Source organism: Mucilaginibacter sp., assembly GCF_041088075.1.
In the GTDB taxonomy this organism is placed as follows: domain Bacteria; phylum Bacteroidota; class Bacteroidia; order Sphingobacteriales; family Sphingobacteriaceae; genus Mucilaginibacter_A.
Window position 1 is genome coordinate 1 of the sequence record NZ_JBGCVY010000067.1, and the last position, 8,224, is coordinate 8,224.

Annotated in this window: 5 protein-coding genes; 1 reads left to right on the plus strand and 4 read right to left on the minus strand. The window is 42.8% G+C overall.

The genetic code is table 11. The features are described 5' to 3' along the window. Window positions 1-145: 145 nt before the first annotated feature. The 3 genes from V5804_RS16680 to V5804_RS16690 are packed head-to-tail and all read right to left on the minus strand — an operon-like array spanning window position 146 to window position 5,721. Window positions 146-1,513 carry a TolC family protein gene (locus tag V5804_RS16680; RefSeq protein ID WP_369592544.1) on the minus strand — a complete coding sequence of 456 codons (1,368 nt, stop codon included), beginning with the start codon at window positions 1,511-1,513 and terminating at the stop codon, window positions 146-148. Between the two features lie 2 nt (window positions 1,514-1,515). Beyond that, the gene (locus V5804_RS16685) at window positions 1,516-4,635 is read right to left on the minus strand and encodes an efflux RND transporter permease subunit (protein WP_369592545.1); all 3,120 of its coding nucleotides are present in this window, start codon (window positions 4,633-4,635) and stop codon (window positions 1,516-1,518) included. Between the two features lie 6 nt (window positions 4,636-4,641). Continuing rightward, the gene (locus tag V5804_RS16690) at window positions 4,642-5,721 is read right to left on the minus strand and encodes an efflux RND transporter periplasmic adaptor subunit (protein WP_369592546.1); all 1,080 of its coding nucleotides are present in this window, start codon (window positions 5,719-5,721) and stop codon (window positions 4,642-4,644) included. 285 nt (window positions 5,722-6,006) lie between these two features. Between V5804_RS16690 and V5804_RS16695 the strand changes: the two genes are divergently transcribed. Beyond that, window positions 6,007-7,752 (plus strand): M61 family metallopeptidase, encoded by a 1,746-nt coding sequence (locus V5804_RS16695; protein WP_369592547.1) that lies wholly within the window; start codon window positions 6,007-6,009, stop codon window positions 7,750-7,752. A 9-nt stretch (window positions 7,753-7,761) separates the two neighbouring features. Here V5804_RS16695 and V5804_RS16700 read toward each other — a convergent pair. Further along, window positions 7,762-8,224 (minus strand): transposase (locus V5804_RS16700; protein WP_369592548.1); only part of this gene is annotated, 463 nt, incomplete at its 5' end.

Here is an 8,224-nt window from a genome sequence, read left to right on the forward strand (position 1 = left end):
CGTTTTAAAGTTTTCCCTAAATTCGTTGATACTTATCCCGCTAAACATATTGACGTATTTAGCTTAAACATACTAAATAAATTATTGAAAATCAATAGCTTAACTGTAAAATTACTTTGCGAACTAAATACATAATCCTAAAAATTTAATTTAGGCTAATGTTTCCGGTAATCTCTTTTAAACTTATTTCTGATAATTTAGTTTGATACTGATTGGTAAAATAACGCGTTTTTGCATCTAAATAATTTCGCTGTGCTTCTCTTACTTCCAACGTGGTAATATTGCCGAGCCTGTATTTTTCGAGTGTAATATTGAGGTTTTGTCTTGCAATCTCCACGTTGGATTGCCCTACACGAATTAAATCCAAGCCTGACAGAAACTCAATATACAAAGCGTTAATTTGTGTTTCTACCAACTGCTCAATCTGGTTTGTTCGGATGTTTGCACCGTTTATCTGCAGTTTGGCCACCCGCTCTCTGCGTACCTGATTAAAGCCATCAAATATGTTTATACTGGCAGTTAACCCATAGTTTAGCCCTCTGGTATTTTGGGTTTGGGTAAAACCAGCCGGTGTTTTACTGTTGCTAAAACCATAACCAGAACTTACACCAACCACAGGATAACGCAATGCACGTACCTGCTTTAAATTAATTTCGTTGAGCCGTTTATTAACCTGGGCAGCAAGTATAGCGGGATTATATTTTTGTGCCTGGGCAATAACATCAGCTAAAACCGGCTGCTTTTGAATAACGATGGTATCAGGAACAGAAAAATCTTCATTTAATTTACGGACAAGCAACCGGTTAAAATTGATTTTAGTGGTATTAAATTGTTGTATTTGTGTAAGAAAGTTAGTTGTATCGGTATTAAAATTTACTTGCGCGTTTAATACTTCCAGTTTTGCAGCACGCCCAACATTAAACCTGTTTAAGGCATAATGTAATTGCAAACGAGAAATGTCAATAGCTTCTTTTAAGGATAATATTAGCTGTGTTTGGTTAATGAGATTATAGTAAGTACTTATTACGTTAGTCAGGGTGCTTTGTATCGTGTCTCTTTGCTGCACTTCACTCAGTTTGTTTAATTGCTTTAACTGGTCGTAATTGGCAAACATGGCAAAACCATCAAAAATAGTCCAGTTAATATTAGGGCCGTAAGTATTACTGGAATTGTGCAGTCTCGGAATTTTATTTACTGTTCCATCAGCACGGGTTTGGTTTATGTTGAGGATACTGCTGCTTGTAGAAGCATTGGCAGTTAAAACAGGCAGATAACCTGCATTGCCGAGGCTTACATTAACGGCTGAAATGGCTGTGTTATTTTTTGCCAGTTGAATATTATAATTGTTTTTTAAAGCGATACTAACCGCATCTTCTAAAGTAAGCAATGGCGCTTGCACCTGTTCCTGCTTTTGCGCCTGCTGCGGTTGTTGTTGTTGTTGTTGTTGTGCAAACAGATTTTGAACTAAAAAAAACAGGCATAAAAGAAGCATTGATATTAGTTTCTTCATCATTGTTAAATTTGGTGTTCTGGCAACAGTAATGGTTCGCGGTTTTTTTCTGTTGGCATGGGCTCATCGTCCGGGTTGTGTTTTACTTTGGCAGAAAAAACGGTAAACATTACGGGGATGACATAAAGCGTTAACACGAGTGAAAACATCATCCCGCCCATAATTACAATCCCCAGCGAAACACGGCTTTTTGCACCGGCACCCAAAGCAAAAGCGATTGGAACGGAACCAAGCACAACGGCCAAACTGGTCATCAAAATTGGGCGCAAACGGGAAGTTGCCGCTTCCACTACCGCATCAAATTTATTTAATCCGGCAGATTCCATCCGCTGGTTGGCAAATTCTACAATCAGGATCCCATTTTTCGTTACCAAACCAACCAAAGTGATCATGCCGATCTCACTAAAAATATTTAACGTTTGGTTAAACAACCAAAGCGATAAAAAGGCACCGGCAATAGCCAGCGGAACGGTGAGCATCACTACAAAAGGGTCAATAAAACTTTCAAACTGTGCGGCCAGAACCATGTAGATCAGCAATAAAGCAAAAGCAAAAGCATACAAAATATTGGAGGAGCCTTCGGCAAAATCGCGCGACGGGCCAGCCAGATCAGAACTGAAACTTTCATCCAAACGGCCTTTGGCAATGCGCTGCATTTCGGCAATGCCTTCGCCAATGGTATGTCCCGGTGCCAAACCTGCCTGTACCGTGGCCGATTTAAAGCGGTTAAAGTGATAAATAGAAGGCGGTGTAGAACTTTCGGTTACGTGTACCACATTATCCAATTGAATCAATGCACCAGTCGAACTTCGTACATAAATGGATTTCAAATCGAGCGGCTGATCGCGGTTGGAGCGGTCAACCTGGGCAATTACCTGGTATTGCTTTCCGCTGATGAGGAAGTAATCCAAACGGCCGGCACTGTAATACAACTGCAAAGTTCGGGCAATATCAGCTACAGAAACACCCAAATCACGGGCACGGTCGCGGTCGGTGGTGATGGAAAGCTGTGGTTTTGTAAATTTCAGGTTCACGTCCACACCTTGAAAAACCGGGCTTTTATTGGCTTCGGCCATAAAATCGGGCAGCACTTTCCTGATCTTTTCAAAATCCTGGTTTTGAATCACAAACTGCACCGGCAATGAAGTACGCGCGCCGCTGCCGCCGCCGCTGATGGTTTGTTCCTGGATGACGAAAGTTTTTGCATCCGGAAAACGAGCCAGGTTTTTAGTCATGTAATCGGCAATCTGCTGTTGCGTTCGTACACGCCGGTCGGGGTTTACCAATCCGATCCGCCCAAAACCCGAGTTGGTACTTGAGCCAGGCGAAACAACAGAAATATTGATCTGCTTTTCGGGGATAGAATCTTCTACAAACTGCGAAACCCGGTTCATGTAGCGCGTCATGTATTCGTAGGAAGCGCCTTCCTGCCCCAATACGGTATATCGCAGCAAACTACGGTCGTCCAGCGGGGCCAGTTCCGAAGGCGTGATTTTAAACAGCACGCCCACCATAACCAAAGAACCAACCAAAATGACACCTGAAATCCATTTCCGCTTCATAAAATTAATAAGCGAACTGGTGTAGGAGTTCGTCATGTTCACAAAAAAAGGTTCGGTCTGCTCGTAAAACTTAGATTTTTTTTGGTTTTTGCGGATCAGTTTTACGTTTAGCATCGGCGTAAGCGACAACGAAACGAAAGCCGAAATCAACACCGCACCGGCGACGACGACGGCAAATTCCCGGAAAAGCCTTCCGGTAAACCCTTGTAAAAAAACAATCGGTAAAAACACGGCCGCCAATGTAACCGAAGTCGAAATCACTGCAAAAAATATTTCTTCTGAACCTTTGAAAGCAGCTTCGCGGATGTCCATCCCTTCTTCCACTTTTTTATAGATATTTTCAGTTACCACAATCCCGTCATCCACCACCAGCCCGGTTGCCAGCACAATTCCTAACAGGGTGAGGATATTGATGGAGAAACCAAAAATATACATGATAAAAAAAGCACCAATCAGCGAAACCGGGATATCAATCAACGGCCGGAAAGCAATCAGCCAATCGCGGAAAAACAGGTAAATAATGATCACCACCAGCACAAATGAAATCAGTAAGGTTTCCTGCACTTCTTCGATAGACTGGTTGATGAAACGCGTGTTGTCCAACGCAACTTCTACTTTAATATCCGGCGGCAAATCTTTTTTTACCTGAGCCAAACGTTTGTAAAAATCTTTGGCAATTTGCACATAATTGGCGCCCGGTTGCGGTACAATCGCCAAACCAACTTCCGGAACGCCTGATTCTTTTAACGCTGTTTCTTCGTTTGCAGCACCAAGAACAGCGTATCCCACATCACTTAAATGGATCACCCGGTTGCTGTCTGCCCGGATAATCATGTTGTTAAAATCCTTTTCGGTGCTTAATTTACCCAAAGCACGAACGGCCAACTCTGTGTTGTTGCCTTCAATTTTACCGGCTGGCAACTCCACGTTTTCCTGTGCCAAAGCATTTTGAATATCCGTAGCGGCCAGTTTATACGCCGCTAATTTGTTCGGGTCAATCCATAAACGCATGGCATACTGGCGTTGCCCCTGCACATTGACCGCGCTTACTCCCGGAATGGTTTGCAAAGCTTCCTGCAACACGTTTTCGGCATAATCATCAATTTGCAAAATATTGCGCGTGTTGCTGCTCACCGTAATCGTGATGATGTTGTCCGCATTGGCATCTGCCTTGGTTACCACTGGCGGTGCATCCACATCCTGCGGCAACTGCCGCTGTGCTTGCGATACTTTATCACGCACATCATTAGCAGCAGTCTCCAAATCCGCATCCAAATTAAACTCAACTGTAATATAGCTGGAACCAACAGAACTAGTCGAAGAGATATTACGGATGCCGGGAATACCATTGATCACTTTTTCCAACGGTTCGGTAATTTGCGATTCGATGACATCCGAATTGGCGCCCGAATAATTGGTAGAAACAGAAATGATTGGCGGATCAACGGAAGGAAAATCACGCGTTCCTAAAAACTTATAGCCGATGATACCGAAAACCACAATGGCAACAGACATTACGGTTGTTAAAACCGGCCTTTTTATACTGGTTGAGGATAAACTCATGAAATTTTAGTGAATAACTTTAACAATTTTCAACGGCACTTTTGGCCTTAACTGGATAATGCCGGTTACAATTAAACTGTCGCCGGGTTTTAAACCGTCAACAATCTGTATTTTGGTTGCCGTGCGCACGTCCGTTTTTACGTCCCTGGAAACTGCTACCCCTTTTGATGCCACAAAAACTTTACTGGTTTTGATGTCCGGGATCACACATTCTGTAGGGATTAAAATTGTTTTCGGGATCTGTTCCAGCGTTAGATTTATTTTTGCAAAACTTCCGGCACGCAACAAACCTTTTGGGTTTGGGGATTTTGCCCGGATGGTAATGGTGCGCGAGGTTAAATCTAAATTTGGTTCTATCGCGTAAACCGTTCCGGTAAAATTATCCCTCGAACTCTCAATGTTAAAATGGATTTTGCTTCCGGTTTTAATCAACCCTAAATAACGCTCGGGAACCGAAAACGTAATTTTTGCCGGGTCAATATTTACCAAAGTAGCGATAGAACTGGTTGGCGACAAGTAACCGCCGGGACTGATATTGCGCAAACCGATAACGCCTGAAAACGGCGCACGAACTTCTGTTTTGGCTATTTGCGCGCGAACCAGATCAGCCTGCGATTTTAACACATTCAAATTGGACAAAGAAGTATCGTATTCTTCGCGGCTTACCGCTTCTTTTTCCAGCAAAATCCGGTTACGGTATTCTAATTGTTCGGCCAGCTTTATCTGGACTTGTATAGATTTTAGCGAAGCAACCTGGTCTTTATTATAAACCGTAACCAGCAACTGGCCCTTGTTTACGTGCGTGCCTTCCTTAAAATAGATATTGGTGATGTTACCGGCCGTTTCGCTGCGCAAATCAACCTGTTCGTTGGCATCAATCGTTCCGGTAATATCAATGGCGTTGCTAAAAACCGTGTCTTTTACAATCATTAAATTAACCGGAACAGGTTTGTTCGGGTTTTTGCCGCCTTTGCCCGATGCCGGTTCGATCTTCTTTTCCTTCGCGCTTGCACCGTAATATTTGTTGTAAATAAGGTAACCGATCAGTAAAATCAGTAATGGGTAAATAATATATTTTGGCTTCATTGATCGCTTCTTTCCCTTGCCGCAACAAGGATTGGCTGTAAATATAACAATCTACTGCTTGCTTAATTTTTATACGGTAAAAACAGTATGGCATTTATAATATTTCTGCTGATTGCTTTCCGGCAATAGCTTACAACATTCAGGTTTGTAAAAATAAAAGTTAAAGCTTTACATTGTTTACCTGTATCAACCATTTTACAACGTTTGAAAGCATAAAACTAACCCAATTAAAAGCAAAATAAAACCTAATGCTTCTTTTAGCATTGTAAATTGTTTAAACCTTTTATGAGCGAAAAGACCAGCCAATCGCATATTCGTTTTCAGATTTCTTTTACCAAACCACAAGCACATTATGTGGATGTGCGAATGGAAATCAGCGGCATCAGCCAGGATCAGCTTGAACTGGTTATGCCGGTTTGGGCGCCCGGTTCGTACCTCATCCGCGAGTTCTCCAAAAACGTGGAAGGTTTTAAAGCGATGGCTGATGGAAAAGCAATTTCACACCAAAAACTGCGCAAAAACGCCTGGCTGGTTGACACCAAAAACCATGCTGAAATTTCTGTTTTGTACCGCGTTTATGCTTTTGAAGTTTCTGTACGCACGAGTTTTGTTGATCAATCCCATGCTTTCCTTTCTCCTACCGGTATTTTTTTATATCCCGAAGGAATGCTGAACGAGCCATCAGAAATTCAAATCCTTCCCTGCAACAACTGGAAAACTATTTCTACCGCTTTGGAAAACATCGGCCAAAACCCATACTGTTTTTATGCCCCTAATTTTGATGTGCTGTACGATTCGCCTTTGGAAATTGGCAACCAGCACATTTTTAAATTTACCGCGGCCAATGTTTTGCACGAAGTGGCGATGTACGGCGGCGGTATGTACGATGAAGAAAAACTGATTGCAGATTTCACCAAAATTATTGAAGAAGAAACCAGCGTTTTTAAAGAAAACCCAAACCAGCGTTACGTTTTTATCATCCATAATTTTAACCAGGGCGGCGGCGGTTTGGAACATTGCAGTTCGACCGTTCTGGACGTTACGCGCACGGCTTATGCTGACGAGAAAACTTACCAGGATTTTTTGGGATTGGTTTCGCACGAATATTTTCATTTGTGGAACGTAAAGCGGCTGCGGCCCAAAGCTTTAGGCCCGTTTGATTATCAGCAGGAAAACTACACCACCAGTTTGTGGATTGCCGAAGGTTTTACCGCTTATTACGACAATTTGGTGCTTTGCCGGGCCAATTTAATTTCGGTAGAAAACTACCTAAAGCTGCTTTCGGAAGACATTACTTTGGTTGAAAATATGCCCGGAAGAAAAATTCAAACCCTAACCGAAGCCAGTTTTGATGCCTGGATCAAATTTTACCGCCCCAATGAAAACACGCCAAATACAACCGTTTCTTATTATGTAAAAGGCTCGCTCGTTGCGCTTTTTCTCGACCTGATTATCATCCACCAAACCGAAGCAAAACACAATTTAGACGAAGTGATGAAGCGTATGTACAACCGCTTTTACAAAACCGAAAACCGCGGCTACACCGAAGCCGAGTTTAAAACCGTGCTGGAAGAAGTGGCCGGAAGCAGCCTGAACCATATTTACGACCAGTACATCAACGGTTTAGAAGACCTGGATTATAACCACTACCTCGGCTATGCGGGCCTGCGTTTAAAAGTTTGCGCGCCCGAAACCAAACCGCTGCCTGCCATCGGCATCAGTACTTCTTTTACCACCCAAAAATTGGTGGTAACCCAAATTGAACGCGGAACGGCCGCCTGGCAGGTCGGCATCAGCGTGAACGACGAACTGTTGGCCATTAACGGTAACCGGATTATAGACCTCGAAAAAACCTTGCAATTTTTACTGCCCGGCGATACCATTGATCTAACTTTAGTGCGCGACGGAAGGCTGCTTGAGCTTCCTGTAACCCTCCAGAAACAGCATAAAATAAAGTACCAGATCGAAGAAATTGCCGAGCCAACTTACCAGCAAATTATCAGCAGGAACAAATGGCTGATTTGTAATTAACTCAAGTTGTTAGTTAGGTATTATTTTATCAAGTGTAAAAGCAAACACGAACAAGGTGATTTTCAGCAGCCAGCCTTTGAAAGTTACCGCATGAAGTTTTCTGAGAAACAGGCCTTTAATTTCGCTAATTGTTGTTTCGATTCGTTTACGCATACATTCTTTAATAAAGGCAGCACTTACGCTGTCTGTTCTTTTGGCATTTGATTTCCGGTGTACTTTCAAAGTAATCAGGTCAGTTTCCATTAACTGGTCCTCGATTTCGTAATTGGTATAAGCTGAATCGGCAAACACCTCGCTTTCAGCAGGCAGTTCCAACGGTAATTTCTTCAAGGCCTGTGAATCATGTTCACTGCCCGGAACAAAACCGAACTCTACCGGGATACCATCTTTGGTAACCAGCAACTGTACTTTTACCCCATAAAAGTAACGCCGCATGCTGCTCTGCCTGCCATGCCACTGCTTGCCTTGTAAT